Here is a 25740-nt window from a genome sequence, read left to right as displayed (position 1 = left end):
TCAATGCTGTCATATTAGCACCTTGATGTCATGGCGGGTGATCCGCAACAGAACCACTCTACCCCGCCTGACAAGCCCGTCACACCTGGCCGATCGGCCATTGGTCCCGCCCGGACCACCCTGCCACATTGATTAACACTTTCCCGACCAACGATAACAAGAACGCTTCTCATTCAACAAAAAATTACATAGAATGCCGCCTGAAAACAAATCGTAATAATTCCCGGCGGCATGCACATTTCCGCAGCGCACCGCCCCCGGGGCCACACCGCGAGGTCGAAGCGCACCATGAAGTCACGTCCCGACGAGCTGAAGCTCGGTAAATTCACGACCCTGTGCAGCGTGCTCGCCGCAAGTCCGGCATTCGCGGCGGACGGCACACCGCCGCCCGCCCCGGCCGGCACCGAAGGCCATCTCGCGCCGATCGAAGTCCAGGGCAAGGCCGAGCACAGCTACAAGGCCGACTTCTCGGCCTCCGCGAAATTCACCGCGCCGCTCGTCGACACGCCGAAATCCGTCACCGTGATCCCGCAGGAACTGATCCAGAACAGCGGCGCATCGACGCTGACCGAAGCGCTGCGCACCGTGCCCGGCATCACGTTCGGCGCCGGCGAAGGCGGCAACCCGCTCGGCGATCGCCCGTTCATCCGCGGCTACGACACGCAGGGCAGCATGTTCGTCGACGGCATGCGCGACACGGGCGCCACGACGCGCGAGATCTTCAACACCGAGCGCATCGAGATCACCAAGGGTTCCGACGGCGCGTACGGCGGCCGCGGCGGCGCGGGCGGCAGCATCAACCTGATCACGAAGGCCCCGCACCTCGGCACCACCGCCGCCGCGAGCGCGGGCCTCGGCACCGACCGCTATCGCCGCTTCACGGCCGACGGCAACTGGCAGTTCGCCGATCACGCCGCGTTCCGCCTGAACCTGATGAGCCACAACAACGACGTCGCCGGCCGCGACGCGGTGAACAACGAGCGCTGGGGCGTCGCGCCGTCGATCGCGTTCGGCCTCGGCACGTCGACGCGTGTCGTCGCGAGCTACTACCACCTGTCCACCGACGACCTGCCCGACGGCGGCATCCCGTACTACTACGGCTTCAACCTCCCCAAAGGCGTCGCCACCGATGGCCCGGCGCCAGTCGACCGCCACAACTTCTACGGACTGACCAACCGCGATTTCCGCAAGACGACGTCGGACATCAGCACGCTGAAGATCGAGCACGACATCACGTCGTCGCTGACGATCCGCAACACCACGCGCTATACGGAATCGACGCAGGACTACATCTGGACGCAGCCCGACGACAGCCAGGGCAACGTGGTCAACGGCAAGGTCTGGCGGCGCGCGAACACCCGCAACAGCGCGATCAACAGCATCGCGAACCAGACCGAGCTGTTCGGCGAATTCCGCACCGGCCCGTTCAAGCACAGCTTCACGACCGGCATCGAGCTGTCGCGCGAATGGGGCAAGCGCGACACGTACAACGTCGCCGCCGCGAACGGCAAGATCTGCCAGAACGGCATCGGCGCGGCGTCGGGCTACAACTGCACGAGCCTCTGGTCGCCGAACCCGAACGACCCGTGGGCCGGCTCGATCACGCGCAACAACGACTATGCGCATGCGCGCACCGTGACGAAGTCGATCTACGGCTTCGACACGATCGAGATCACGCCGCGCTGGCAGGTCAACGGCGGCGTGCGCGTCGACGACTATTCGACCCGCTTCACGGACACCAAGGCCAACGGCGGCAAGACCACCACGCGTGACGACACGCTCGTGAACTGGCAGGCCGGCCTCGTGTTCAAGCCGGCGCAGAACGGCAGCATCTATGCGTCGTACGCGACGTCGTCGACCCCGGCCGGCATGCTGCTCGGCGAAGGCAGTGAAACGCAGTCGCTCACGCCGGGCCGCGGCGGCGTCGGCTCGAACGCCGATCAGCTGTCGCCGGAGAAGAACCGCAGCATCGAGCTCGGCACGAAGTGGAACGTGCTGAACGACAAGCTTGCGCTGACCGCCGCGCTGTTCCAGATCGACACGACGAATGCGCGCGTGACACTGCCGAACAACCAGTACGCGATGGTCGGCAACAAGCGCGTGCAGGGTCTCGAGCTCGGCGTCGCGGGCCAGATCACGAAGCAGTGGCAGCTGTTCGGCGGCTATACGTACATGAAGAGCGAGCTGCGCGACAACGGCAAGGACACGGCGAACAACGGCAACCGCTTCCCGAACACGCCGAAGCACAGCTTCACGATGTGGTCGAACTACGACGTTACGCCGAAGTTCACCGTCGGCGGCGGCGCCTTCTACATGTCGCAGGTGTTCGGCGATCCCGCGAACCAGCACGCCGTGCCGTCGTACTGGCGCTTCGATGCGATGGCGCAGTACCGGATCAACAAGAAGCTCGACCTGCAGCTGAACGTGAACAACCTGTTCAACCGCACCTACTTCGACCAGGCGTATCCGGCGCACTACGCGTCGATCGCACCGGGCCGCTCGGCGTTCGTCACGCTGAACGCGCGCTACTGATCGATGGTGGCCGTGTCGCTGAAGGCGCTCGCGTCGGTTTCGCCGCGCGAGTTCGCCGACATCCTGGCCGGGCCGCCCGAGCGCGCCGCCGCGTGGGTCGCGGCGGCGGCCGACAACGGCATCGTCGACGCGCAAGCCGTCTACGGGCAATACCTGCTCGACGGACATGGTGTCGCGCGCGATCCGGCGGCCGCGTTCAACTGGTTCCGGCACGCGGCGCGCGCCGGCCACGCGATGGCGATGAACATGCTCGGCCGCTGCTACGAGTTCGGCTGGGGCACGGCCGCGTGCGCGCCGGTCGCCGTGTACTGGTACCGGCTCGCCGCGCAGGCGGGGCTCGACTGGGGCATGTACAACTACGCGACGGCGCTCGCGCTCGGCAACGGCATCGACGAGAATCGCGCCGATGCGCTCGACTGGTTCCGGCGCGCAGCCGCGCTCGGCCATGCGAAATCGATCAACCTGATCGGCGGCTTCTACGAGGATGGCTGGGTCGTACCGGTCGATATCGACGCCGCGTTCGACCACTATCGCCGCGCCGCCGAAGCCGGCGATTTTCGCGGCGAGTTCAACTATGCGCGCCTGCTCGCCGAGCGCGGGCGCACCGACGAAGCGCTCACCTGGCTTGCGCGCGTGCCGGCCACCGCTACTCCCGCGTTCGTCGCGAAAATGCGTGCGTATCTCGCATCGTCGCCGATCGATGCGTTTCGTGCGGCGGCGCTGGAATTGCAAACGCCACCACAGCCGTAGCCTCAGCCGCACCGTATGGAATCCCTATCATGATGCTTCACATCCCCGGCGTACTGACGAAAGCGCAGGTCGCGCAATGTCGCGAACGGCTCGATGCGGCCGAGTGGGTCGACGGCAATGCGACGTCCGGCACGCAGTCGGCGCTCGCGAAACGCAATCGCCAATTGCCGGAGGGCGCGCCAGCCGCACGCGCGGTGGGCGACGCGATCCAGGACGCGCTCGCACGCCATCCGCTGTTCTTCTCGGCGGCGCTGCCGCTCAAGGTGTTTCCGCCGCTGTTCAATCGCTACGAAGGTGGCGAGACGTTCGGCACGCACGTCGACAACGCGATCCGGCTGCTGCGCGGCACGGATTTTCGCGTGCGCAGCGACCTGTCGGCGACGCTGTTTCTCGAAGAACCCGATGCGTACGATGGCGGCGAGCTGTGTGTCGAGGATACGTACGGCACCCATCGCGCGAAGCTGCCGGCGGGCGACCTCGTGCTGTATCCGGCCTCGAGCCTGCATCACGTCACGCCCGTGACGCGCGGCGAGCGCGTCGCGTCGTTCTTCTGGATCCAGAGCATGGTGCGCGACGACGGCGACCGCACGCTGCTGTTCCAGCTCGATACGCAGATTCAGGCGCTTTCCGCGGAGAAAGGGCCGAAGGATCCGATGGTCATTTCGTTGACGGGGATTTATCACAACCTGTTGAGGAAGTGGGCGGATGCGTAGCGGGAACGGGTTGCGCTGCCAGGCCGTACCCCTGCGCTTGCGTCACGCCGGAATCCATGACTAAAATGACCGTCGTCAAATGACCATGCTCATATCATGATGCCGCACGCTCCCGTTTCGAAATCCGAGTTCAAGGCCCGCGCACTCGAATACTTCCGGCTCGTCGAGGCGTCAGGCGAAAGCCTGATCGTCACCGATCACGGCAAGCCGACGCTCGAAATCCGGCCGTATCACGCACGCGAGGCTCAGCCGTTGGACATATTGCGCGGCTCGGTCATGCGCTACGACAATCCTCTCGATCCGATTGCGGAAGATGATTGGGAGGCGTCGCGGTGATCGTGCTGGATACACATGCGTTGGTGTGGTGGGTGGCGGGCGATCCGTCGCTCAGCAAGAAAGCGAGAAGCGCGATCGATCGCGCTCGGGGTGAAGGCGCGCTCGCCGCATCGGCAATCTCCGCGTGGGAGATTGCCATGCTGGTGCGCAACGACCGCCTCGCGCTGACGATGGATGTCGACGCGTGGCTGGCCACCGTCGCGCAGATCGACGGCATGCGCTTCGTGCCCGTCGATGCCGACATCGCCGCGAAATCCACCGACCTGCCCGGCACGTTCCACAAGGATCCGGCCGACCGCATGATCGTCGCGACAGCACGGCGGCTCGGCGCGCCGCTCGTCACCCGCGACGAAAAAATCCGCGCTTACGCGCACGTCAAGACGCTCTGGTAAGCGTCGGCCGCCCGCGGATCGAACCGCGACACATCCTCCGCCGGACTCTGGCATATTGGCGATTCGTCTGACCAAATCAACCGCGAGCACCCGGCCCCGCGCAACAGCGCTTCCTGCTGCCAGCCGGACGTGGCCCGCAACCGTCATTGCGCCACTTCGTCCACTATCGTGATTTCGCTCTCCGATCCCGTTGTCCGGTCTATCGCCCTGCTGGAGTCGCACGAAGGGTTTGTCGATCTTGCTGGTTTCCATGCGCGCATTGCCGTCGATCTCGGCCGCCGCGACATCGCGAGCAGAAGCCCGCATTTCCTGAAAGTGCGTCGTGGCGTGGCGGACCGGCTGATCGCCGCCGCGCATGCGCTGCCCGACGGCCTGCGCCTGTACGTCAAGGAAGGCTATCGCCCGCTGGCCCTGCAGCGCGACTTCTTCTCCGCGCACCTCGCGCATCTGCGCCGCACGCTGAATCCGCTTCCGGACGAAGACGCGCTGATCGCACTGACGAGCCACCACGTCGCGCCGCCGGAAGTCGCCGCGCACCCAACGGGCGCAGCCGTCGACCTCACGCTGATCTCGGCCGAAGGCATCGAGCTCGACATGGGCTGCGTCATGAACGCCACCGACCAGGAATCATCCGGCGCGTGCTACACGCACAACCCGTTCATCAGTCGCGCAGCCGCCCGCAACCGCGAGGTCCTGATCACCGCGCTGACGAGCGCCGGCCTCACCAATTACCCGTCGGAATGGTGGCACTGGTCGTTCGGCGACCGCTATTGGGCCGTGATGCACGATCAATCGCACGCCCTCTACGGCCCCGTCGAGGAAAACATGCTCGACGAAGCCGCGTGCTGACATTCTTTCCGACGAAACGCGCCCGCCTCGGTAACATCCTCACTTGTCGATCCCTGCCCGCTCCCGCACAATCGCAGCACCTGCAACACTCTCCCCCGCGCCGATGTCCTATGCGTCACTCGCCACCGGCGTCCTCCTCGCGGGCGGCCTCGGTCAGCGCTTCGACCCGAGCGGCCTGCACAGCAAGCTGCTCGCGCTGCTTCCCGACGGCACGCCGGTTGCGGTCGCGGCCGCCCGCCATCTCGCGGCAGCCACGGCCGACGTGATCGCCGTCGTGCGTCCTGGTGCCGAGAAACTCGCGATGCTGCTGAACGAAGCCGGCTGCCACGTCGTCTATGCGCCCGACGCGATGCGCGGCATGGGCGCGAGCCTCGCGGCCGGTGTGCGCGCGACGCCCGACGCGAACGGCTGGCTCGTCGCGCTCGGCGACATGCCGTGGATCGCCGCCTCCACCTACGAAACGGTCACGCGAGCGCTCGAAGCCGATAACGCATCGATCGTCGCGCCCGCGCACCGCGGCGTGCGCGGCCATCCGGTCGGGTTCGCCGCGCACCATTTCGATGCACTGGCCGCCCTCGACGGCGACACGGGCGCCCGCGCGCTGTTCGCCAGCGCGCCGGTGCAACTGCTCGACGTCGACGATCCCGGCATCGTGCGCGACGTCGATACACCGGCGGATTTGCGCTGACCGGGATCGCACCAGGCGCGCGACGCAAAGCAGCGCAAGCGCCGCGACCAGCGGGATCCTGCTGAAACCCGCCCGTCCGCGGTTTGCACCGACGACAGACCACCCGCCGCCACAATCGCGCTGCAAACGCACGCCCGATTGGCTATAACGGAGACGAGGCGCCCCTGCCGCGCCACCGCCGTCACGCACTGCGCGAGTTCACCATGACCGACCACACGACCCCGACGCCCGAGCCACCGGCCGACCCGAACCGCGACCCGGAAGACGATCCGCTGTCGTCGCCGCCAGGCCATCACGACAACCCGCAGCAACCGGACGGACCGCCGAGCAAGGATCCGGTCTAGCCACAGGGCTGCAGGGCCGCGCATTCACCGCGGGTACCCGTCATGCGCCATCGACGCATGGCGCTGCCTAGCGCGCCGTATACCCGCCGTCGATCGGCAGCGACACGCCGCTGACCATCGACGCCGCATCGCTCAGCAGGAACAGGATCGGTTCGACGACCTCGTCCGGCTCCGCGAATCGCCCGAGCGGAATCGCGGCCAGCATCGGCGCCCGCTTTTCCGGTTCGCTCCACGCGAACTGCGCCATCGGCGTGAGCGTGACGGTCGGGTTCACACTGTTCACACGAATGCCGTGCGGCCCGAGTTCGATGCACAGCACGCGCGTGATCGCGTCCATCGCCGCCTTCGACGCGCAGTAACTCAGATGCGCGGGCAACCCGACGAGCGCGGCCTGGCTCGATACGTTGACGATGCTGCCCCGCGCCTGCGCGACACCGCGCGCGTCACGCGCGACCATCTTGCGTGCGACGGCCCGAGCAACGAGCGCCGCGCCGCGCGCATTGACGGCCATCACGCGATCGAAATGCGCGGCGCTCACCTCGAGCGCCGATTCGAGCGACGCGATCCCCGCGCAATTCACGAGGCCGTCGAACACATCGTGCGCGGCGAGCGCCGCATCGATCGCATGCTCGTCGCCACCGACATCGAGTTGCATCGTCTCGCACGCGACCTCGCCGGCCAGCGCATCGAGCGCGGCCAGGTCGCGCCCGGCCGCGACGACCTGCGCGCCCGCCCGCGCCAGCGCGACCGCGCATGCGCGCCCGATCCCGCTCGACGCCCCCGTGACGAGCACCCGCGAACCGCCGAAATCGAATCGTGTCTTCATGATGGCGTGTGCAACCCGTGCATGATCGGTTTGAGCGCCGGATACAGCGCCGTATAAAGCGCAAAGCGCGCCGCATATGCTTTCGCGCGTTCGACGTCGGGCCGTGCTCGCTCGACGAGCGTGACCCATCCGCCTTGCGCATCGTCGTGCGACACGAGCCCTGCCCCGACGCCCGCGAGCAAGGCCGCCCCCATCGCGGCTTCGACGTCCTGCTCGATCGTCCACACCGGGAAGCCGGTCACGTCCGCGATGATCTGCATCCATAGCGCCGAATGCGCGGCCCCGCCCACGACGATCAGCCGGTCGTCGAGCGCCGCCGCGCCTTGCCGGCCGGCCTCGATGTTGTGCCGCAACGCGAATGCGACGCCTTCGAGCACCGCGCGATACAGGTGCGCGCGCGTATGCGCGAGACTCAGCCCGACGAACGCGCCGCTCGCCTTCGCGTCCCACACGGGGCTGCGCTCGCCCATCAGGTACGGCAGGAACAGCACGCCGTCGGCGCCCGGCGGCACGCTTTCGGCCGCCTCCTCGAGCAGCACGTGCGGATCGCCGTGCGGCAGCAGGCGCGCCGCATCGACTTCCGCGCGACAGAACTGGTCGCGAAACCACGCGACCGACGCGCCGGCCGTGATCGCGCCGCCGAACACGTACAGGTCGCGCTGCCCGTTGAACACGTGCGGCATGCTGACGAGCCCGTGACGCGCATCGACGTGCCGGCTGACGTAACCCCAGCACATGCTGGTGCCGATCATCGCGACGTGCTGACCGGCGCGCGTCGCGCCGGCCGCGAAGGTCGCGACGGCCGCATCGACGCCGCCCGCGACGACGGGCGTGCCGGCCGGCAGCCCGAGCTGCTCCGTCCATTGCGACAGCAGCCCGCCGACGATGTCCGTCGATTCGACGAGCCGCTCGGGCATCATCGTCGCCGGAATGCCGAGCATGTCGAGCGCATCGTCGGACCACTCGCGGCGCGCGACGTCGTATACGCCGCCGATATTGCCGGCCGAACTGTGATCGACCGCGACCTCGCCAGTCAGCAGGTAGATCACGTACGCGTTCGGCGGCAGGAAGTAGCGCACGTTCGCCCACACATCCGGCCGCTGGTCGCGCAGCCACAGCATCTTCGTGAAGCCGTAATAGCTGTCGACGCCGTTGCCCGTGATCACGCGCAGCCGCTCGACGTTCACGTTCGCGTTGACCCAGTCGACTTCCGCGGTCGCGCGCCGGTCCATCCAGATCAGGCACGGATGGAGCGGCCGCATGTCGATGTCGACCGGAATGCCCGAGCCGCCGTACAGGCTGCCCACGCACACCGCGCGGATCGCATCGGACGGCACGCCCTGCGCGCGCGCATCGCTCACGCAGCCCGCGATGCACGCGAGCACGGCATCGAACCACACCTGCGGCCATTGCTCGGCCCACAGCGGGCGCGGCGTATCGGGCTGGTAGCCGGCCGAGCGCCGCGCGACGATCGTGCCGTGCCGGTCGACGAGCAGCGCCTTGGTGCTCTGCGTACCGATGTCGACGCCTATGACGTATTCCATGATGTCTCCGTTGACGCGCACGCCGGCCGTCAGCGGGCCGGCTTCAGCAGCACCTTGATCGATTCGGGCGATTTCGCGACGCGGATCGCGTCGTCCCAGTCCTCGAGCGCGAAATCGTGCGTGACGATGCCTTTCGACGTGACGAGCCCGCGCGCGAGCAGGTCGATCGCGATCGGGTAGCAGTACGGCCCCAGGTGCGCGCCGCGCACGTCGAGCTCCTTGCGGTCGCCGATGATCGACCAGTCGACGGTCGCATCCTCGCCGAACACGCTGAATTCGACGAAGCGGCCGAGCTTGCGGATCAGGTCGAGCCCCTGGCTCACGCCGACCGGCGCGCCGGTCGTCTCGATGTAGACGTCGCAGCCGTAGCCGTCGGTGAGCGACCTGACGATCTCGCGCGCGTCGTCGCGCGTCGGGTTGATCGTCACGTCCGCACCGTACTCGCGTGCGAGTTCGAGCCGTTCGTCGATCAGGTCGATCACGACGAGCTTCTTCGGCGTCTTCAGGTGCGCGACCTGCGTCATCATCAGCCCGAGCGGGCCCGCGCCCGCGATCACGACCACGTCGTCGAGCTGGACATCGCCGCGGTTCACCGTATGGATCGCGCACGACAGCGGCTCGATGATCGCGGCATCCTCGAGCGATACGCCGAGCGGAATCTTGTGGACGATCGCGGTCGGCGGAATGCGCATGTATTCGGCCATCCCGCCGTCGGCCACCTCGCGCTGGAAGCCGAAGATGTTGTGCACTTCGCACATCCAGTACTGGCCCGACTTGCAATAGCGGCACTTGCCGCACGGCACGATCTGCTCGGCGATCACGCGGTCGCCCACCGCCACGCCGAAATGCTCGGCCGCGCCGTCGCCGAGCGCTTCGACATGGCCGAAGAATTCGTGGCCGGGGATCACGGGCGCCTTCACCCACGGGCTCGGGCCGCCCCAGAACATCTTCGCGCCCGTGTAGCACTTGCAGTCGCTCGCGCAGATCCCGCATGCGGCGATGCGGATCACGAGCTCGTTCGCGCCGGGGTGCGGCTTCGCGACCTGTTCGACGCGATAGTCCTCGGGGCCGTGGCAGACGACCGCGGTCATGCGCGGCTGGGCTTCGGGTGTCGTCATGGATAGTCTCTTTCGTGGATGATCAGGATGACTGATGAATGAATCGCTACCGCGACCGTTCGCGGCTGATGTAGATCGCGAGCAGGATGATTCCGCCCTTGATCACGTTCTGCACATACGGGTTCACGCCGATCATGTTCAGGCCGTTGTTGAGCACGCCGAGCAGCAGCGCGCCGACCAGCGTGCCGAGGATCGCTCCGCGCCCGCCGGAGATCGACGTGCCGCCCATCACGACGGCCGCGATCGCATCGAGCTCGAAGCCCACGCCCGCATTCGGCTGCCCGCTCATCAGGCGCCCGGTCAGCACGATCGCGGCGAGCGCCGACGTGAGCCCGGCCAGCGTGTAGACGATCAGCTTCACGCGCGCGACGCGCACGCCGGTGAGCCGAGTCGCCTGCTCGTTGCCGCCGATCGCATACACGTAGCGGCCGAACGGCATCCGGTCGAGCAGCAGCCACGCGATCGCATAGACCACCAGCATGATCAGCACCGGCGCCTGGATGCCGAACACCTTGCCGCTGCCGAAGAACGCGACCCAGTCGGGCAAGCCGTCGATCGGATAGCCGCCCGTGTAGATCAGTGCGAGGCCGCGCGCGATGCCCATCGTCGCGAGCGTGACGATGATGGGCGGCATCCCCGCGAACGCGACGAACACGCCGTTCAGGAAGCCGAAACCGAGGCCGACCGCGATGCCGATCGCGAGCGCGGCGACCGCGTTCACACCCGCGACCATCAGCCCGGCCGCGAGCGTGCCCGACAGCGCCATCACCGAACCGACCGACAGGTCGATCCCGCCGGTCAGGATCACGCAGGTCATGCCGACCGCGATGATCGCGTTGATCGACACCTGGCGCAGCACGTTCTCCAGGTTCGCGGCGGACAGGAAGCTCGGGCTCGCGATCATCATCGCGATGCACACGACGATCAGGCCGACGAGCGGATAGAACAGCGTCGAGCGCCGCAGTTGTGCCCACATCGGGCGCGGCGGCGGTGCGTCGCCGTTTCCGGCGGTGGCCGCGAGCGTCGTGGAACGCGTGGAAGAAGAATCATGCAGGTTCATGGGTGGCTCCTCGCGTGCCGGCCGTGGCATAGGTCATGACCGTGTCGGGATCGATCTCGTCGCCTGCGAGCGTCGCCTCGATGCGGCCCTGCCGGAACACGGCGACGCGATCGCACATGCCGACGATTTCCGGCAGCTCGGACGAGATCATGATGATGGCGTAGCCGCGCGCGGTGAGTTCGCGCATCAGCCCGTAGATTTCGGCTTTCGCGCCGACGTCGATGCCGCGCGTCGGCTCGTCGAAGATCAGCACCGACGTGTGATGGTTGAGCCAGCGCGCGATCACGACTTTCTGCTGGTTGCCGCCGGACAGCGTCGCGACCTCGGTGTGGATCGACGGCGCCTTCACGCCGACGCGCCGCATCACGTCGTGCGTCGTGCGCGCCTCGCCGCGCCGGTCGATCAGCCAGCGCATCGACCGGTACTTGCCGAGGTTGTTCAGCGAGATGTTGTCGCGAATCGAGAACGACGTGACGAGCCCTTCCGTCTTGCGGCTTTCCGGCAGGATGCCGATGCCCGCGCGCAACGCGTCGGCCGGATCGGCGAGCTTAGCGGCCGCGCCGCGCACGCGCACGTCCTTGCGATGTGCCCGCGTCGCGCCGATCACCGCGAGCGCGGTTTCCGTGCGCCCCGAGCCGACCAGCCCGGCGAAGCCGAGGATCTCGCCGGCATGCAGCGTGAAGCGGTTCACCGGGCCACCGCGTTCGATCTGCAGTTCGTTGACCTCCAGCACCGGCGGTGCATCGGCCGCGCGCGCCGGCTTCGGCGGAAAGCTGCTTTCGATCCGGCGGCCGACCATCATCCGCACGAGCTGTTCGACGTCCGTGCGCGCGACGTCGGTCGTCGCCACGTACTGGCCGTCGCGCAGCACCGTGATGCGGTCGCACACCGCGAAAATCTCGTCGAGATGATGCGAGATGAAGATCATCGCGACGCCCTGCCGCTTCAGCTCGCGCATGATCGCGAACAGGTGCTCGGCCTCGGCCGGCGTGAGCGTGGCGGTCGGTTCGTCGAGGATCAGAATGCGCGCGTCGAGCGACAGCGCCTTGCCGATTTCGACGAACTGTTGCTGCGCGACCGACAGCGCGCGGATCGGCGCATCGAGATCGATCGCGACGCCGAGCCGCGCGAAGATCGCGGCCGCCGCGTGGTGCATCCGCTTGCGGTCGCGTGCGCCCCAGCGATTGCGCAGCTCGCGGCCGAGGAACAGGTTGTCGACGGCATCGAGGTGAGGAATCAGGCTGAATTCCTGGAACACGATGCCGACGCCTGCCGCGACCGCGTCGTGATAGTCCGCGAAATGGCGGGCGGTGCCGTCGATCTCGATCGTGCCGGCGTCCGGCTGATGAATGCCGCACAGGATCTTCATCAGCGTCGACTTGCCCGCGCCGTTCTCGCCGAGCAGCGCATGGATCTCGCCGCGCGCAATTTCCAGATCGATGTCGGACAACGCCTTCACGCCCGGAAAGCTTTTCGTGATGTGGCTCAGCCTGAGTATCGTGTCCATCGGCTTCTCCGTGCGAAGAGCGCCGGCCGTGCCGCCGCCCTTCGCGTCGCATCGCTCGTCGTTCACCAGCTGAAGCCCTTCGCGTTGCCGCGATCGACCACCTTCACGTCGACGGGAATCGCCTTCGGCACCGTCGCGCCCCACTTGCGCGCGATCGCGATGCCGAGCGCGATGCGCACCTGGTCGGCCGGGAACTGCGCGGTCGTCTCGATGAACTTCGAATTCGGCTTCTGGATCGCGGCGATCGCCTCGGGCGCGCCGTCGACGCTCGTCAGCTTGATGTCCTTGCCCGAACTCTCGATCGCGGCAAGCGAGCCCATCGCGCCGCCGTCGTTCACGCTGAAGATACCCTTCAGGTTCGGATGCGCGGAGATCATGTTTTCCGTGACCGACAGCGCGGTGGCGCGCTCCTGCTTGCCGTTCTGCGTATCCACCAGCTTCACGTTCGGGTATTTCGCGAGCCCGGCCTTGCAGCCGCGCACGCGTTCGAGAATCGGCACGACCGGGATGCCGTCGAGAATGGCGACTTCGCCGCTGCCGCCGATCGCTTTCGCGAGGTAGTCGCACGACATCACGCCCGCGTCGTAGTTCTTCGAGCCGACGAACGAATCGACCGGGCCGTTCGCGTTCGCATCGACGGCCACGACCACCGCGCCGGCCTTCTTCGCCTGCGTGATCGCCGACTGGATGCCGGTCGAATCGGTCGGGTTCACGAGCAGGATGTCGATCTTCTTCTGCAGCATGTCCTCGACGTCGCTCACCTGCTTGCTGACGTCGTGATGCGCGTCGGTGACGACGACCTGCGCGCCGATCGACGCGGCCGCGTCGTTCAGCGCTTTCTGCATCGTCACGAAATACGGGTTGTTCAGCTCCTGGAACGTCATGCCGATGCGCAACGGCGCGGCCTGCACGGCGGCAGCGGGCAGCCAGGCCGCGGCGGCGAGCGCGGCAATCGCCGCCATGCGGGCGGCGCGGCGGGGGGATGAAGCGGGCGATGCATGCGTCATGACGGTGTCTCCGGTTATGTGTGCGGCTTTTTCGTGAGTGAACGCGCCCCTCGCGACGTGGGCGACGCGATTGCGCTGGGTGAAACGGTGTGGAAAATTCAGGCGGGCCGCGGCCCCGCGATCATCCGGGCTGCGGTGCGAGCGCCGGGATGCCCGGTGTGACGACACGCGGCGGCAGCGGATTGCCGGTGGGCGCCGCGTGCAGCGCGAGTTCGCGGCTGCGCGCGTTCAGGCGCTGCAGCGCGCGGAATTCGGACGGCGCCATCCCCTTCACCGCGCGGAACTGGCGGTTGAAGTTCGACACGTTGTTGAAGCCGGCCTGGAAACAGATATCGGTGATGCTCGCGTCGTCGGCGAGCAGCATCTGGCACGCGGACTCAATCCGTAGACGATTCACGTACTGCACGAACGGCATGCCCGTCTGGCGGTGGAACGCACGCGAGAACGCGCTGACGCTCTGCCCGGTCAGTTGCGCGAGATCGGATTCGCGCAGCTCGGATGCGAGGTTCTTGCCGATATACGACAGCGCATGGCTGAGCCGCGTGGGCGTGACGTCGGCCTGGTCGTACGCGGGGCTCGCGAGCAGCGTGCGTTCGGCCGCTCCGCACAGCCGTTCGAGGATCGTCATGAACAGCGCGATGCGGCGCATGCCGCGCGCGCCCAGCAGTTCGTCGAACAGCGGCGCGATCGCGGCGCTGGTCGCCGCGTCGAAGCCGACCCCGCGCCGCGCATCGTCGAGCAGCGCCTGCGCGTCGCGGCATTCGGGAAACGCGTCCATGCAACGGCGCACGAACGCCGGGTCGAACTGGATCACGAGATTGCGACGCTCGACGGTTTCGCCTTCGGCCATGTCACTGACCCAGTTGTGCGGCAGGTTCGGGCCGAGCAGCACGAGATGGCCCGGGCCGAACGAACCGATGTGGTCGCCGACGAAATACTTGCCGCGCGTCGCGACGATCAGGTGCAGTTCGAATTCGGGATGGAAGTGCCAGCGGATCGTGCGATACGGATAGCCGTGCGACCAGACCTTGAACGACTCGTCGCGTCGCACGTCGACCACTTCCAGATCGGGGTGCATCATGTTGGCGTCTCCATTCCCATGTCTCGCTGGCCGGTTCGTGGCGCGCGTGCACCGCGTATTTCACACGGCGACGCGCCCGGTCGCATGGGAAGCAATGTAGGTCGATCGAGCGCCCGGCTCCACCAACTTTACGCCTGATTTCCGATACTTTTTTGCGCATCCCGACCACATCCGGCGCCGGACGGCAAATTTGTGCAGCGCGGAACGGCCGGACGGCCGCCCGCTCCGCTGCTTACGCGGCCGCGTGCTCGCGCGCCGTCCGCACTTCGTATGCCTTCAGGTGGTTGTACGCGATTCGCAGCAGCGACAAGGCATCGACCGCCTGCGGATCGCGGCGCGCGAGCAGATCACCGATCACGTGATCGGCTTCGACGCGCGCATGGTTCTCGACGTCGCGCAGCATCGACGCGGTCAGCGGCGACGGCGTCAGCACCATCCGCTGCATCCGCTCGATGGCGGCCGGCTCGGGCCGGTGGCCGTTGTGCTCGGCAATCGCGCTGCATTCGGCGAGCATCGTCTCCAGCAGGCGACGGCCGTCCGGCGCGGCGAGAATGTCGCCCACCGAGCCGCGGAACAGCGACGTGCTCGCGGCGAGCGTCGCGAGGAACACCCATTTTTCCCACATCCGCGCGACCACGTTGTCGCTGAGCGTCGCATCGAATCCCGCGCCGCCGAGCACATCGGCCACCGCGCGCACGCGCGGCGATTCGCCGCCCGCGAGTTCGCCGAAGGTGACCCCGTGCGTGTCGTTGAGGTGCACGATGCGCTGCTCGCGATCGAGCGTCGCCGCGATCACGCACAGCCCGCCGAGCACCTGGGCGGCGCCGAACCGGTCGCGCAGCACTTCGAGATGGCGCATCCCGTTGAGCATCGGCAGGATCAGCGTCTGCGGGCCGACGAACGGGGCGCACGACTGAATCGCGTCGTCGAGGCTGTACGCCTTGCAGCTCAGCAGCACGAGGTCGAACGGCGCGACGCCGGCACCCGCATCGCCCGCGCGCACGGTCTGCACGTTCGCGAGCGTCAGGTCGCCGCGCGGGCTGCGGATCAGCAGCCCGTCGCGCGCCAGCGCGGCCGCGCGGCCGTCGCGCACCAGGAACGTCACGTCGCGCCCCGCCGCAGCCAGCCGGCCGCCGAAATATCCGCCGACCGCGCCGGCCCCCACTACCAGAATTCGCATCGTTGCCTCCTTTCGGTTTCATTCGCCGCCGCGCCGCCGAGCCGGACGCGCGGCGCGCACGCCATCGCCCCGAGAGTATAGCGATACCCGTTATGCATATGCATAGATACCCTTGTCGTCATGAGAGGCATGCATTCACGGTACCGGTTCCTAGGGATAACCCGTCTACGGTAATGCCCGCCGGGCGCCGTCAAGACACTTATCCCGTCACGCCGTTCCGGTGAGCTTCCACGACCGACCACACACCATGCGCAACCTTTCCCTGAATCAGAAACTCGCCTCGATGATCGTCATCCTCTGGCTCGGCCTGCTCGTGATCGCCGGGCTCGGCGCATGGCAGACGCGCGCATCGATGATCACGGATCGCCGCGAACAGCTCGCGTCGCTGGTCGCGCAGGCCGCGAGCGTGACCGACCATTTCTACAAGCTGTCGCAGCAGAACGCGCTGCCGGAGGCCGAAGCGAAGCAGAAGGCGCTCGAGGCAATCGCCGCGATGCGCCACGGCGCCGACGGCTACATCTCGATCAACGACTCGAAGCCGGTGATCGTGATGCATCCGATCAAGTCCGAGCTCAACGGCAAGGACGTGTCGAATTTCACCGATCCGAACGGCAAGCACCTGTTCGTCGAGATCGTGAAGGCCGGCAACCAGGAAGGCGGCAAGGGCTTCGTCGAGTATCTGTGGCCGAAGCCGGGCGCCGACAAGCCGCAGGACAAGACCAGCGCGGTGCAGCGCTTCGCGCCGTGGGACTGGTATCTCGTGACCGGCATGTACATGAACGACGTACGCTCGGCAGTGCTGGAGAGCGTGGGCCGCTGGCTCGCGATGACGGCCGTGCTCGGCGGGATCGCGACCGCCGTGATGGTGCTCGTGCTGAAAAGCGTGCGCGCGAACCTCGGCGGCGAGCTGGAAGTGGCGCTCGACGCCGCGCAACGCATCGCGCAGGGCGACCTGACCGCGCGCGTCACCGTGAAGCAGGACGATCGCGGCAGCCTGCTGCATGCGCTGCACACGATGCAGGGCGGCCTGATCGACATGGTGTCGCGCGTGCGGATGGGCACCGAGAACATCAATGTGGGCGCGAGCGAGATCGCGTCGGGCAACACGGACCTGTCGCAGCGCACCGAGGAACAGGCGGCCGCACTCGTACAGACCGCGTCGAGCATGGACCAGATGACCGCGAACGTGAAGCAGAACGCGGACAGCGCCGCGCAGGCCGCGTCGCTCGCCGGCCAGGCCGCGCAGGTCGCGACGCGCGGCAGCGCGGTGGTCGACGACGTCGTGCGCACGATGAACGAGATCACCGACCGCTCGCACAAGATCGGCGACATCATCGGCGTGATCGACGGGATCGCGTTCCAGACCAACATCCTCGCGCTGAATGCGGCGGTTGAAGCTGCGCGCGCCGGCGAACAGGGCCGTGGCTTCGCGGTGGTCGCCGCCGAGGTGCGCTCGCTCGCGCAACGTTCGGCGACGGCCGCGAAGGAGATCAAGTCGCTGATCGTGTCGTCGAACGAGACCGTCGAGCAAGGCGCGGCGCTCGTCACGCACGCGGGCGAGACGATGGCCGAGATCGTGCAGTCGGTGCGGCGCGTGAACGAGATCCTCGACGAGATCAGCCATGCGTCGCGCGAACAGAGCGCCGGGATCGAGCAGGTCAATCGCGCGGTGGGCGAGATGGACCAGGTGACGCAGCAGAACGCGGCGCTGGTCGAGGAAGCCGCGGCCGCCGCGCATTCGCTGCGCGATCAGGCCGAGGCGTTGCGGGATGCGGTGACGCGGTTTGCGTTGCCGGCGTAGGCCTTGTTTGGCCCTCTCGGTAACGACGATCGGTGCGGGGTGGCGGGTTCCGATGTCTGGATGTTTGGGAACCACCATCCGCGCGTTCTACCAATCGTGGTCGGTGGCACTGGAAAAGCAGGAACAAGAAAGCTCGCATTGCGCGAGCTTATGTTGGTGTCCCGTGGCAGGTCACTGCGTCTTCGGTACGGGGTTCAGGTTCCGGCTGATATGTCATCACGTGACGTTCAGCAAGCATCCCTCGACATGCCTGACGCCCCACCAAGCCCCAACCCCGCCGCCCGCTGGATCAGCTCGACGTCGTTGCTCACACCAAGCTTCTTCATCGCACTGATCTTCTGTGCGCTGACCGTCTGCTTGCCCTTGCTCAGACGCTGCGCGATCGTCTTGATCGGCACCCCTGACAAGTACAGGCGAATGACCTCGATCTCGCGCGCCGACAGCTTCACGGACGCGTCGCCGCGCTCGCCGGACGCATCGACCGCGCGCCTGACGAGCGGCGACAGGTAACGCCCGCCGCTGTAGCTCGAATGAATGGCCGTGACGATATGGCCGACCTCGTCGAACTTGCTGACGACGCTCACGCCGCCAATCGCGAGGATCGACCCGAAGATCAGCGGGTTCTCGTTCGCGACCAGCGCGACGATCCCGACGTTCGGACGCGTGCGCCGCAGCCAGTCGAACAGCGCAAGGCCGTCCATCTGCCCGTCTGCCCGGATCGCATAGTCGACCAGCACGACATCGCAGTCGACACCGCCGAGCGATGCGACCAGTTCGGCCACGCTCCGGTACATCGCGACGAGTTCGATCGCACAGCCGCTGCCCGCGACCTGCTCGATGCCGGCCAGCGTCAACGGCCAGTCGTACGCGAAAACGACGCGAACATTGAATTTCCTCATGCGCAGTTCCAGGTGGTTCATCGGCCGCGCGACACGGAACGCGCACGGCCGGTTCGGCGTTGAAAGAAAGTTCAGGCTATTTTTAGCCTGACCATCGATTCTACGAAGCCGTGCTCAGGCGGGATATCGGACGGCATCGGGATCGACCGTCAGGGACGTCATACGAGTTTGAAATTTGTGCCGGTTCGAATGCCCGACACATCGGAGCCAGCCTCTGCGGACATCGGCCAAATGGCCAGCGTGGCGGCCAATGCGGCCAAGCGACCGGCCAGCAGGTAAAATCGACGCCTTTGCATCCCGCGCCGGGCCACCGGCGGCGAGCGACGCGCCGATGCCGGCCGCGCGCCACCGCCCGTTTGCCGGTTGCCCGCACCCCCGCTTTCCTCATGACCGAATCCGACCTGCAACCCGACGACACCACCATCCACGAAGACGGCCTCTGGCGCGACAACGGCTGGACGGCGCGCATCATCAAGAACGAAGACGACGACGGCTGGGCCGTCGAGATGATCAAGGACGGCGAGTCCGAGCCCGCGCTCGTCGGGCCGTGGACCATGGGCCGCGACAAGAAGAACCCGAAGCCGATGGACGCGAACGCGTTCCGCACGCTCGTGAAGACCGCGACCGAGGTGCTGATGCGGCACGAGCAGCAGCGGCGCGCGATGCTGCACAAGGAAGTGACGGTTCAGGGCGAGGACGACCAGGATGTGTCGGTGACGCTCGACATCGTGCCGGACGAGTTCGAGCCGTACGCGCAGCTCAAGGCATTCGATCCGTATGGCGAGCTGCTGGCCGAAGCGAAGGTGTCGGCCGGGTTCAAGCTCAACAAGGCCAGCGCCGAGCGCTGGGTCGCATCGGGCTTCGAGCGGCCGGCCGCCTGATCGCGCGCGGCGCGCCGGGCCGCGCGCTCAGGCGCCGGCGCCCTGCCGTGCGCGCCGCAGCCTGCGCGCCGCCAGCTTGCGCCGCACGAGCTCTTCGAACTGCTGCGTCGCGACCGCCGGGTCGCGCGCGGCCAGCCCGAGCGCATTGCGCACGAGCTGGATCGGCGTCAGCACGAGGCCCCACGGCAGCCCCCACCAGCCGAACGCGGCCGAAGCCAGCAGCGCGACCGCCTGCTTCCTGCGGCCGCAACGCCGGCAGCATACATGGCGCCGCGTCGCCCAGCGCGTGACGAACAGCAGCGACACGACGCGATGCGACGCATGGACATCGACCGGCAGGTCGTCGCGACCGCAGATCGGGCATGGCCCGTAACGCCAGTCGTGCACGTACTCCCAGACTTTCGCGTCGGGCACCCGCTCCGCCTCGACGACGATCGGATGCGCTTGCGCGCATGCCGGACGGCAATAGCGGCGGCCGTCGATCGACCGCCCGCCGACCAGGAACGTCCTGCCGCAGTGACTGCACTCTGCCACGGTAACCTCGGATAAGCGTGATGCGCCGCGTGCCGGCCGCGAGCGACATGGCTGCAGCGGCGGTCCGGACGGGCCGTTTCCTGTCTTAACGGCCGGCATCGCGCGGTCTTGAGCGGCGGTTTGCCGCAGCGCGTCAACTGTGCAGCCCGTGCGCGGTCATCAGCCGATACAGCGTCGCGCGCGAGATGCCCAGCTCGGCCGCCACGTCCGCATGCTGGTGGCGGTGGCGCATCAGCGTTTCCTCGATCGCGTGCCGCTCGGCCTGCCGGCGCGCTTCCGCGAGCGTCGGCGGCCGTCGCGACGTGTACGCGTTCAGTTCGAGATCCGCAGCCGAGATCATCGGGCCGTTCGTCATCACGACCGCGAACCGGATCCGGTTGATCAGCTCGCGCACGTTGCCGGGCCATGGGTAGTTGTGGATCGCTTCGATCGCGCACGGCGTGAAGCCGCGAATCCGGTGCGAACAGTCGCCGCGATAGCGCCGCAGCACGTAGTCGGCAAGCAGCATGATGTCGCGGCCGCGCACGCGCAGCGGCGGCTCGTCGATGCGCAGCACGCACAGGCGGTAGTACAGGTCAGCACGGAACCGCCCCGCCTGCATCGCGGCCTCGAGATCGACATGGGTCGCCGACACGATCCGCACATCCACCGGAATCGACGCGTGCCCGCCGAGCCGCTCGATCGTGCCTTCCTGCAGGAAGCGCAGCAGGCTCGCCTGGCTCTCGAACGGCATGTCGCCGATTTCGTCGAGAAACAGCGTGCCGCCGTGCGCGGCCTCGATCCGGCCAATCTTGCGCTGGTGCGCGCCCGTGAACGCACCGCGCTCGTGGCCGAACAGTTCGGCCTGCAGCAGCGTCGGCGGAATGGCCGCGCAGTTCACCGCGACGAAGGGCGCGTCGGCACGCAACGACTGCTGGTGGATCGCCGCCGCCGTCAGCTCCTTGCCGGTGCCGGATTCGCCGGCGACGAAGACGGTGGCGTCCGTGTTCGCGACCTTGCGGATCGTCGCGAACAACCGGCGCATTGCGTCGCACGAGCCGATCATCGTGCCGCCGGGGGGCGCCGCATCGGCGTCCGGGCTGCCGTCCGCGAGCTTCAGCATTCCGTATGCATGGCCGACCAGATAGCCGATCGTCGTATAGGCGTTCGGATTGCGCACGTAGTCGAAGCAGCAGTGGCGAATCAGGCGCGCGACGGTGAGGTTCCGCAGCCGCTCGTGGTCGGCGAGTGCGACCCAGCCGACGCGCGGATCGCGCAGCAGCGTCTCGAACGCCATGACGTCGGGCGACGCGAAGCCGCCGAAATCGACGATGCCCGCATGCGGACGGTTCACCCTGACGAGATTCAGTGCGTCCGCAACGGTTTTCGCGCGCCACACGTCCCAGCCGCGTAGCGCGAGGCAGTCGACGAGCGCGGCATCGTGCTGCTGCGACAGGTAGACGAGCGGCCGCGACGGTACGACATGGTTGCGCCGGACGGCGACGAACGGCGCCGTACCCGCATCGCGTTCGAGATCCTGCGGGCCCGACACCCTGATCTGGCAGCAATAGTTCACGATGGCCTCGTCGCTTGGATGAGTTGTCGAGACGGCCGTCGCCGGATCGCGCGGGGCGGGACATCTTGGTCCCGCGGCGCAGTGCCGGGCCGTCCTCGGATTGATGTTTCGTTATCGGCAGAACACGACGCGCTGCAAGTAGATCTGCGGCTCGACGACCGGCTTCGCTGAACGGTTGAGGTCGTCACGATAGGCGCGGTAGGTCTTGCCGTTCACCGTCACCTCCGTCGCAGGGGCCGTCTCGATCGAGCCGAGCCCGTTGCGCTGCCACCCGCTCACCCGATCCGCCGCCGTCACGTTCGACTCGCCGGCGATCTTCTGCGTGATCGCGCTGCCGTCGCTCCATGGCTGCGTCTGCATGTCCTCGGCATGCTGCATCGCGCCGACCGTCTTGCCGGTCGACGTCGGCCCCTTCTGCGCTTCGAACGGCGCGCCACGGCCGTACACCGGCGATTGCCACGACGGGGCATGACCTTCCTCCGGCATCATGTAGACCATCTGCGGATCGCCGATCATCATCATCGGTGCGCATGCCGTGTTGTCGGCGCGACCGAGCGTCGACAGCGCCTGCTGGACGCTCACGGCGTTCGCGGCAGTCTGCTCGCCCAGGATCACGAAGACCGCCGGGTTCTGAAATACCGACTGCGCCGCGGCTTGTGCGCTGTACAACAACAGAGCGACCAAAAAGATCCTCATGATTGAGGCCTCCTTGCATCCTCGTCAGGCAAAAAGAGGTGTTGACCTCGGGGATGGGATCAACACCCGTCAAACAGGAAACGACCGTCGGGCATCGGGTTCGAACGTCGCCCGTGCGACCGGTGTTCCGGTCACACGGGAAACCGACCCGCGTGCTTACGACGACGTGCTCGTCGAGATGACCGCCGGAGCCGGCACGACCGGTGCCGCCGGTGCGGCCTGCTGGTCGATCGAAGCCGGCGGCAATGCTTGCGCCGGATCGGACAACGCGGGCATGTCGGCGGGCTGCGCAGCCGCTGCTTCCGGCGCCTTTGCGTCGGCAGGCGCCGCGGCTACGGCAGGCTGTGCGGCTTCCGCTGCGGGCGCTTCCGCGGCGACCGGTGCCGGCTCGGCGGCCTTCGCATCGGCCACGGGGGCAGGCATCGCGGCTTCCGCTGCGGGCGCCGCGACGACGGCAGCGGCCGGCGTCGTGTCCGCAGCCGGTGCCGCAGCGGCCTGCGCGGCGTTGTCGGTCGCGGCGGGCATCGGCTCGGGCGCCTTGTCGGCAATCACCGGTGCGGGCTCCGGTGCCTTGTCGGCGACTGCCGGTGCGGGTTCCGGTGCCTTGTCGGCGACCGCCGGTGCGGGCTCGGGCGCCTTGTCAGCAACCACCGGTGCAGGTTCGGGCGCCTTCTCGGCAACCACCGGTGCGGGTTCCGGTGCCTTGTCGGCCACGGGCTGCACGGGTTCGGATGCCTTCGTGTCGGCGACCGGTGCGGCAGGTGCTTGCGACGCCTTGTCCGCGACTGCCGGTGCGGCGATCACGGCGGCAGCCGGCACGGCAGCAATCGCAGCCGCCGGGACGACCGACGCAGCAGGTGCGGCAGCCGCCGCAGGTGCTGCGGCTACGGCCGGTGCCGCGGCTGCAACGGCGGGGGCTGCGACGGCCGGAGCGGCCGCAACGGCAGGCGCTGCCACCGCCGGTGCGGCTGCTGCGACAGCCGGGGCGGCGGCAATCGGCGCAATCGACGGCACGGGCACCGGAACCGACACGGGTGCGGCCTGCACAAAAGACGTCGCCACCGGACGGGGCTTCGCCGGTGCCGGCGCGGCAGCGCCGAGCGGCGGCAAGCCCATGCGGTCGCGCACGATCGGATCGCGATACTTCTCGTCGTCGGCGACCGTCGCTTCCGCGCTCGGCGCCACGTTCGAACGGGCGAGCGGCGCGGTCGTGCCCGGGCACAGGTGCCCGGTTGCTTCCACCGCACGCCGGTTCGCGTCGCTCTGGCAGAGCAGCGCGAGCGCCACGTCGGTCAGGCCCATCGCACGGAATTCACGCGCATCGAGACGGCGCACGCAGGCCTGGTCGACCAGCGTCGTGCCGCCCGTCGCGCCGAACCCCGGGAACGACACGCCGACGCTCACCGAGCCCATGCAGGTATCGGACAGCGTGGTCGTCAGGCCCGGCGCCTGGATCGACGGGTTCGTCTTGATCGTCTGCGTGCCGGAGTAATTGACGTTTTCCGAGGTCTGGGTGTTGTACGGGTTGGTGCCGGGTGCGCCGGACGACTGCAGCGAACTGACGCTCTGCGGCGTCACGTTCGAACCGCCACTCGTGCCGGACGGCATCGTCACGTTCACGTTCACGCTCGAATTGCCGCTGCCGCGAACCCCGCTGGAGCTGGTGGCATTGCCGCCGCGCGAGCTCGTGGTGTTCGTGTTCGTGTTCGTGCTCATGCTCGAGCCGCCGCCCTGGCTGATGGCCGTCGACGATGTCGACGACTGCGAGCTCGAAGTCGAGTCGGCGGTTTGCGCCTGGGCGCCGATCGTGGTCATCGCAAACATCGCAGCGCATGCCACCTTGATCCTGTTGCTGTTCATTTCACTCTCCGGACGAGGTTTGACCTCCCACCCAGGCAACCGTACTAGTTCCCCTGATTCCCTTCAGCTTTGCCTGCTTCCCCGAACTGCTTCCAGCCGTTGCCCAGCTGGGACCATGAGCCTGCCGACATGCCCTGCCACTGCTGGGCGTCGGGTCCGCCGATGGCACTGCCCGAAGAAAGCGTTTGTTGTTCTGACGGTTTGATTGTCTGGTCAGGTTTGTTTGACGTCTGCAAATTCGATTGCACGTCGTCGGCAATACGGTCAGCGCCATACGCCGTCAGAGACGCGAGCATCAGAGCGGCGGCAATCAGTTTCTGCTTCATGCCAACTCCTTACGTGACAACAATGTGGGGAAAAGAGACCAGCGTCGCTGGGAAACTGGTCCCCCCACACCTGACTAATGACTGCTTCCGGTCGCACTTGAACTGCCCTGGCTTCCGCCCGCCGCGGACGGCGAGCCGGCCGGACCGGTACTCCACACGGTCGACGAGTTGTAGTGATTCGAACCCGCGATCGCGCCCGAACCTCCACTGCCCGTCAGGCCAGCGGCACCCGCGTTGGCAATGCCCTGGTCGTTTCCGCCCGCAGCCGTATAGTGGTTCGCGCCGAGTACGATCGTAGCGGTTACCCCTCCCGATAGCGCATTCGCGTTCTCGTTCGTGCTGCTGTTTCCTCCGTTCGAGGCTGCGGCACCGATACCGCCGCCTGCCGCGTACGCGCCCCCGTTCAAGCCCGAACCGCTGGCCGTCGAGGTCGAGTTGTGGAAGGCGGATGCCGTACCGACGGAACCAGCGGGTGTCACCGTACTGCCAGCGCTTGCACCCGCCGTCGAAGTCGAGTTGCTGGTATAGCTGCCGGACCCGACCAGCACCGACCCTGAAACACCCGACGCAACGGATTGCGTCTGGTTGGTCGTGGACAGTCCCGCAGCCATGGCAACCGACGATAAGACGGTGAGCGCTGTCGCTAATATCACGTTGGCTTTCATAGCAATCCCTTGCTGTGATGAAGTTCGGCGGTGGCGGAGCCGGGCCTGCCCCCCATCGGACGAAACCCGGCATCCGTACCGCCAGCCAATGACGAACGCTACGCGTCGCGGCTTAGTGGTGATACGTCCAGCCGATCGAACCGGCATTCGCGCCGCTGGTGCCGGTGGCTTGTGCGCCGCCGAAGCCGAAGCCGCCAACCGACGACGTTTGGGTGTGGTTCGTGTACGAGATCGAACCGCTGCCCGGGCCGCCGGCCAGTGCGCCGGCTGCACCGAGTGCCGAGCCGGAATCGGTTGCGGTGAAATGACCGAACCCTGCAACGCCAGCTGCCGTCGAACCGCCGCTCGTCGAGCTGCTGCCCGACACCGTGCCGCTGCCCGCGAACGCTGCACCCGAAACCGCCAGAACTGCTGCTGCAATCAGAAGCTTCTTCATGGTCGACTCCAAAACGGCGTGGACGGAGTGAATCAGGAAGATCGCACGCCATCAATCTTCCCGACTTGAGCAATCCTCAAAAATTAAGGATCACTATCTAATCAATAAATTCTTACTTCCTTTTCAATCACGTTTTTTTGAGATTTTTGCCAGACGAAGC

26 protein-coding genes are annotated in these 25740 nt (G+C 67.2%); 10 read left to right on the top strand and 16 right to left on the bottom strand.

From position 1 onward, the window contains the following. The first annotated feature begins 288 nt into the window (after positions 1 to 288). From FFS49_RS03415 to FFS49_RS41870, 8 genes are all read left to right on the top strand, one after another. Complete coding sequence (locus FFS49_RS03415) at positions 289 to 2532, top strand: TonB-dependent siderophore receptor (RefSeq protein ID WP_105818100.1); 2244 nt, start codon at positions 289 to 291, stop codon at positions 2530 to 2532. 3 nt (positions 2533 to 2535) lie between these two features. Continuing rightward, positions 2536 to 3282 carry a tetratricopeptide repeat protein gene (locus FFS49_RS03410; RefSeq protein WP_105818101.1) on the top strand — a complete coding sequence of 249 codons (747 nt, stop codon included), beginning with the start codon at positions 2536 to 2538 and terminating at the stop codon, positions 3280 to 3282. Between the two features lie 29 nt (positions 3283 to 3311). Next, on the top strand, positions 3312 to 3995 hold the full coding sequence (locus tag FFS49_RS03405; RefSeq protein WP_105818102.1) for a Fe2+-dependent dioxygenase: 684 nt from the start codon (positions 3312 to 3314) through the stop codon (positions 3993 to 3995). A 96-nt stretch (positions 3996 to 4091) separates the two neighbouring features. After that, the gene (locus tag FFS49_RS03400; protein WP_011659184.1) at positions 4092 to 4331 is read left to right on the top strand and encodes a type II toxin-antitoxin system Phd/YefM family antitoxin; all 240 of its coding nucleotides are present in this window, start codon (positions 4092 to 4094) and stop codon (positions 4329 to 4331) included. After that, positions 4328 to 4723 carry a type II toxin-antitoxin system VapC family toxin gene (locus tag FFS49_RS03395; protein ID WP_039361042.1) on the top strand — a complete coding sequence of 132 codons (396 nt, stop codon included), beginning with the start codon at positions 4328 to 4330 and terminating at the stop codon, positions 4721 to 4723. The genes FFS49_RS03400 and FFS49_RS03395 overlap by 4 nt, the downstream gene beginning before the upstream one ends. A gap of 168 nt (positions 4724 to 4891) precedes the next feature. Continuing rightward, complete coding sequence (locus FFS49_RS03390) at positions 4892 to 5572, top strand: M15 family metallopeptidase (RefSeq protein ID WP_226285404.1); 681 nt, start codon at positions 4892 to 4894, stop codon at positions 5570 to 5572. A 103-nt stretch (positions 5573 to 5675) separates the two neighbouring features. Continuing rightward, positions 5676 to 6260: a nucleotidyltransferase family protein gene (locus FFS49_RS03385; RefSeq protein WP_039360968.1), complete on the top strand. Its 585-nt coding sequence runs from the start codon at positions 5676 to 5678 to the stop codon at positions 6258 to 6260. A 203-nt stretch (positions 6261 to 6463) separates the two neighbouring features. After that, positions 6464 to 6604 (top strand): hypothetical protein, encoded by a 141-nt coding sequence (locus FFS49_RS41870; RefSeq protein WP_021158153.1) that lies wholly within the window; start codon positions 6464 to 6466, stop codon positions 6602 to 6604. A 67-nt stretch (positions 6605 to 6671) separates the two neighbouring features. On the opposite strand, the gene FFS49_RS03380 is transcribed toward FFS49_RS41870, so the two are convergent. The 8 genes from FFS49_RS03380 to panE all read right to left on the bottom strand — a co-directional run bounded on the left by FFS49_RS03380 (position 6672) and on the right by panE (position 15927). Beyond that, positions 6672 to 7430, bottom strand: a complete 759-nt coding sequence (locus FFS49_RS03380; protein WP_105818103.1) for an SDR family oxidoreductase — start codon at positions 7428 to 7430, stop codon at positions 6672 to 6674. Next, positions 7427 to 8974 carry an FGGY-family carbohydrate kinase gene (locus FFS49_RS03375; protein WP_105818104.1) on the bottom strand — a complete coding sequence of 516 codons (1548 nt, stop codon included), beginning with the start codon at positions 8972 to 8974 and terminating at the stop codon, positions 7427 to 7429. The genes FFS49_RS03380 and FFS49_RS03375 overlap by 4 nt, the downstream gene beginning before the upstream one ends. A gap of 29 nt (positions 8975 to 9003) precedes the next feature. Then, the gene (locus FFS49_RS03370; protein ID WP_105818105.1) at positions 9004 to 10092 is read right to left on the bottom strand and encodes an alcohol dehydrogenase catalytic domain-containing protein; all 1089 of its coding nucleotides are present in this window, start codon (positions 10090 to 10092) and stop codon (positions 9004 to 9006) included. A gap of 46 nt (positions 10093 to 10138) precedes the next feature. Continuing rightward, entirely contained in the window at positions 10139 to 11152 is a 1014-nt protein-coding gene (locus FFS49_RS03365) for an ABC transporter permease (RefSeq protein WP_105818106.1), read from the bottom strand. Continuing rightward, positions 11139 to 12659 carry a sugar ABC transporter ATP-binding protein gene (locus tag FFS49_RS03360; RefSeq protein WP_105818379.1) on the bottom strand — a complete coding sequence of 507 codons (1521 nt, stop codon included), beginning with the start codon at positions 12657 to 12659 and terminating at the stop codon, positions 11139 to 11141. The genes FFS49_RS03365 and FFS49_RS03360 overlap by 14 nt, the downstream gene beginning before the upstream one ends. Positions 12660 to 12721: 62 nt before the next feature. Further along, positions 12722 to 13666 carry a substrate-binding domain-containing protein gene (locus FFS49_RS03355; RefSeq protein WP_039360954.1) on the bottom strand — a complete coding sequence of 315 codons (945 nt, stop codon included), beginning with the start codon at positions 13664 to 13666 and terminating at the stop codon, positions 12722 to 12724. A 121-nt stretch (positions 13667 to 13787) separates the two neighbouring features. Further along, positions 13788 to 14747 (bottom strand): AraC family transcriptional regulator, encoded by a 960-nt coding sequence (locus FFS49_RS03350; protein ID WP_105818107.1) that lies wholly within the window; start codon positions 14745 to 14747, stop codon positions 13788 to 13790. Positions 14748 to 14979: 232 nt separating this feature from the next. Then, positions 14980 to 15927 (bottom strand): 2-dehydropantoate 2-reductase, encoded by a 948-nt coding sequence (gene panE / locus FFS49_RS03345; protein WP_105818108.1) that lies wholly within the window; start codon positions 15925 to 15927, stop codon positions 14980 to 14982. A 247-nt stretch (positions 15928 to 16174) separates the two neighbouring features. Here panE and FFS49_RS03340 point away from each other — a divergent pair, with 247 nt between their 5' ends. Beyond that, on the top strand, positions 16175 to 17728 hold the full coding sequence (locus tag FFS49_RS03340; RefSeq protein WP_071332231.1) for a methyl-accepting chemotaxis protein: 1554 nt from the start codon (positions 16175 to 16177) through the stop codon (positions 17726 to 17728). Between the two features lie 227 nt (positions 17729 to 17955). Here FFS49_RS03340 and FFS49_RS03335 read toward each other — a convergent pair whose 3' ends face one another. After that, on the bottom strand, positions 17956 to 18627 hold the full coding sequence (locus FFS49_RS03335; protein WP_105818380.1) for a response regulator transcription factor: 672 nt from the start codon (positions 18625 to 18627) through the stop codon (positions 17956 to 17958). Between the two features lie 386 nt (positions 18628 to 19013). Here FFS49_RS03335 and FFS49_RS03330 point away from each other — a divergent pair, with 386 nt between their 5' ends. Continuing rightward, positions 19014 to 19508 (top strand): hypothetical protein, encoded by a 495-nt coding sequence (locus FFS49_RS03330; protein WP_039360941.1) that lies wholly within the window; start codon positions 19014 to 19016, stop codon positions 19506 to 19508. A 27-nt stretch (positions 19509 to 19535) separates the two neighbouring features. Here FFS49_RS03330 and FFS49_RS03325 read toward each other — a convergent pair whose 3' ends face one another. From FFS49_RS03325 to FFS49_RS03295, 7 genes are all read right to left on the bottom strand, one after another. Then, on the bottom strand, positions 19536 to 20042 hold the full coding sequence (locus FFS49_RS03325) for a hypothetical protein (RefSeq protein WP_105818109.1): 507 nt from the start codon (positions 20040 to 20042) through the stop codon (positions 19536 to 19538). 133 nt (positions 20043 to 20175) lie between these two features. After that, the gene (locus tag FFS49_RS03320; protein WP_046196564.1) at positions 20176 to 21573 is read right to left on the bottom strand and encodes a sigma-54 dependent transcriptional regulator; all 1398 of its coding nucleotides are present in this window, start codon (positions 21571 to 21573) and stop codon (positions 20176 to 20178) included. A gap of 135 nt (positions 21574 to 21708) precedes the next feature. Further along, positions 21709 to 22293 carry a hypothetical protein gene (locus tag FFS49_RS03315; protein ID WP_039360931.1) on the bottom strand — a complete coding sequence of 195 codons (585 nt, stop codon included), beginning with the start codon at positions 22291 to 22293 and terminating at the stop codon, positions 21709 to 21711. Positions 22294 to 22449: 156 nt separating this feature from the next. Next, positions 22450 to 24153, bottom strand: coding sequence for a chemotaxis protein CheA (locus FFS49_RS03310; RefSeq protein ID WP_105818110.1), 1704 nt, complete (start codon positions 24151 to 24153; stop codon positions 22450 to 22452). A gap of 44 nt (positions 24154 to 24197) precedes the next feature. Continuing rightward, on the bottom strand, positions 24198 to 24479 hold the full coding sequence (locus tag FFS49_RS03305) for a hypothetical protein (RefSeq protein WP_071332226.1): 282 nt from the start codon (positions 24477 to 24479) through the stop codon (positions 24198 to 24200). Between the two features lie 74 nt (positions 24480 to 24553). Next, complete coding sequence (locus tag FFS49_RS03300) at positions 24554 to 25144, bottom strand: hypothetical protein (RefSeq protein ID WP_081421033.1); 591 nt, start codon at positions 25142 to 25144, stop codon at positions 24554 to 24556. Positions 25145 to 25256: 112 nt separating this feature from the next. Beyond that, positions 25257 to 25580 (bottom strand): hypothetical protein, encoded by a 324-nt coding sequence (locus FFS49_RS03295; protein ID WP_071332224.1) that lies wholly within the window; start codon positions 25578 to 25580, stop codon positions 25257 to 25259. Between the last annotated feature and the right edge of the window lie 160 nt (positions 25581 to 25740).

This window comes from Burkholderia sp. 4NA327C6, from assembly GCF_005502655.1.
In the GTDB taxonomy this organism is placed as follows: Bacteria; Pseudomonadota; Gammaproteobacteria; order Burkholderiales; family Burkholderiaceae; genus Burkholderia; species Burkholderia contaminans.
The sequence above is the reverse complement of the archived record's forward strand: the minus strand, read 5'-3'. Positions and strand labels throughout refer to the sequence as shown.

Bases quoted from the DNA above. Each gene is read 5' to 3' on its own strand.
- FFS49_RS03305 (WP_071332226.1), bottom strand. From the start codon at position 24,479: ATGAAGCAGAAACTGATTGCCGCCGCTCTGATGCTCGCGTCTCTGACG.
- FFS49_RS41870 (WP_021158153.1), top strand. From the start codon at position 6,464: ATGACCGACCACACGACCCCGACGCCCGAGCCACCGGCCGACCCGAAC.
- FFS49_RS03355 (WP_039360954.1), bottom strand. From the start codon at position 13,666: ATGACGCATGCATCGCCCGCTTCATCCCCCCGCCGCGCCGCCCGCATG.
- FFS49_RS03380 (WP_105818103.1), bottom strand. From the start codon at position 7,430: ATGAAGACACGATTCGATTTCGGCGGTTCGCGGGTGCTCGTCACGGGG.
- FFS49_RS03385 (WP_039360968.1), top strand. From the start codon at position 5,676: ATGTCCTATGCGTCACTCGCCACCGGCGTCCTCCTCGCGGGCGGCCTC.
- FFS49_RS03405 (WP_105818102.1), top strand. From the start codon at position 3,312: ATGATGCTTCACATCCCCGGCGTACTGACGAAAGCGCAGGTCGCGCAA.
- FFS49_RS03295 (WP_071332224.1), bottom strand. From the start codon at position 25,580: ATGAAGAAGCTTCTGATTGCAGCAGCAGTTCTGGCGGTTTCGGGTGCA.
- FFS49_RS03310 (WP_105818110.1), bottom strand. From the start codon at position 24,153: ATGAACAGCAACAGGATCAAGGTGGCATGCGCTGCGATGTTTGCGATG.
- panE (WP_105818108.1), bottom strand. From the start codon at position 15,927: ATGCGAATTCTGGTAGTGGGGGCCGGCGCGGTCGGCGGATATTTCGGC.
- FFS49_RS03410 (WP_105818101.1), top strand. From the start codon at position 2,536: ATGGTGGCCGTGTCGCTGAAGGCGCTCGCGTCGGTTTCGCCGCGCGAG.
- FFS49_RS03340 (WP_071332231.1), top strand. From the start codon at position 16,175: ATGCGCAACCTTTCCCTGAATCAGAAACTCGCCTCGATGATCGTCATC.
- FFS49_RS03360 (WP_105818379.1), bottom strand. From the start codon at position 12,659: ATGGACACGATACTCAGGCTGAGCCACATCACGAAAAGCTTTCCGGGC.
- FFS49_RS03330 (WP_039360941.1), top strand. From the start codon at position 19,014: ATGACCGAATCCGACCTGCAACCCGACGACACCACCATCCACGAAGAC.
- FFS49_RS03415 (WP_105818100.1), top strand. From the start codon at position 289: ATGAAGTCACGTCCCGACGAGCTGAAGCTCGGTAAATTCACGACCCTG.
- FFS49_RS03365 (WP_105818106.1), bottom strand. From the start codon at position 11,152: ATGAACCTGCATGATTCTTCTTCCACGCGTTCCACGACGCTCGCGGCC.
- FFS49_RS03350 (WP_105818107.1), bottom strand. From the start codon at position 14,747: ATGATGCACCCCGATCTGGAAGTGGTCGACGTGCGACGCGACGAGTCG.
- FFS49_RS03300 (WP_081421033.1), bottom strand. From the start codon at position 25,144: ATGAAAGCCAACGTGATATTAGCGACAGCGCTCACCGTCTTATCGTCG.
- FFS49_RS03375 (WP_105818104.1), bottom strand. From the start codon at position 8,974: ATGGAATACGTCATAGGCGTCGACATCGGTACGCAGAGCACCAAGGCG.
- FFS49_RS03315 (WP_039360931.1), bottom strand. From the start codon at position 22,293: ATGAGGATCTTTTTGGTCGCTCTGTTGTTGTACAGCGCACAAGCCGCG.
- FFS49_RS03400 (WP_011659184.1), top strand. From the start codon at position 4,092: ATGATGCCGCACGCTCCCGTTTCGAAATCCGAGTTCAAGGCCCGCGCA.
- FFS49_RS03335 (WP_105818380.1), bottom strand. From the start codon at position 18,627: ATGAGGAAATTCAATGTTCGCGTCGTTTTCGCGTACGACTGGCCGTTG.
- FFS49_RS03370 (WP_105818105.1), bottom strand. From the start codon at position 10,092: ATGACGACACCCGAAGCCCAGCCGCGCATGACCGCGGTCGTCTGCCAC.